Source organism: Mesorhizobium sp. M2C.T.Ca.TU.002.02.1.1, from assembly GCF_003997225.1.
Genome location: NZ_RZTO01001439.1, coordinates 1 through 637 on the forward strand (window position 1 = coordinate 1; position 637 = coordinate 637).

Sequence of the window (637 nt, forward strand, 5' to 3'; positions counted from 1 at the left end):
CGGCTGGATCGAGCGGCTGGAACTCGCCGAAGCCTGCGGCCACCAGCCGGTTGGCCGGCACGCCGTTCTCGATCAGGAACTTCACCACCGAGGTGGCGCGCGCGGTCGACAATTCCCAGTTGTCGCGATAGCGGCCGGTGCCGGACAGCGGCTGGTTGTCGGTGTGGCCGTCGACACGCAGCACCCAGCTGATCTCCGGCGGGATTTCCTTCTGCAATTCGATGATGGCGTCGGCGAGCTTCTTCATCTCGACCTTGCCGGCGTCGTTGATCACGTCGGAGCCCGTCGGGAACAGCACTTCCGACTGGAAGACGAAACGGTCGCCGACGATGCGGATGTTCTCGCGGTCGGCGAGGATCTCGCGCAGGCGGCCGAAGAAGTCGGAGCGGTAGCGGTTGAGCTCCTGGACGCGCTGCGCCAGCGCGACGTTCAGGCGCCGGCCAAGATCGGCGATCTTGGTGTTGGAGTCGCGGTCGCGCTGCTCGGAGACGTTGAGCGCGTCTTCCAGCGCGCCGATCTGCTTGCGCAGCGCCGCGATCTGCTGGTTGAGGATCTCGACCTGGCTCAGCGCCTGCTGGCTGATCTTTCTCTTTTTGCTTAGCTCGCCGGACAGGGCGTCGGCACTCTTGTTGTCCTC

1 protein-coding gene is annotated in these 637 nt (G+C 65.3%); it reads right to left on the reverse strand.

The features are described from left to right. On the reverse strand, positions 1–637 hold a 637-nt coding region (locus tag EOD07_RS36640), incomplete at both ends, for a peptidoglycan -binding protein (protein ID WP_127238522.1).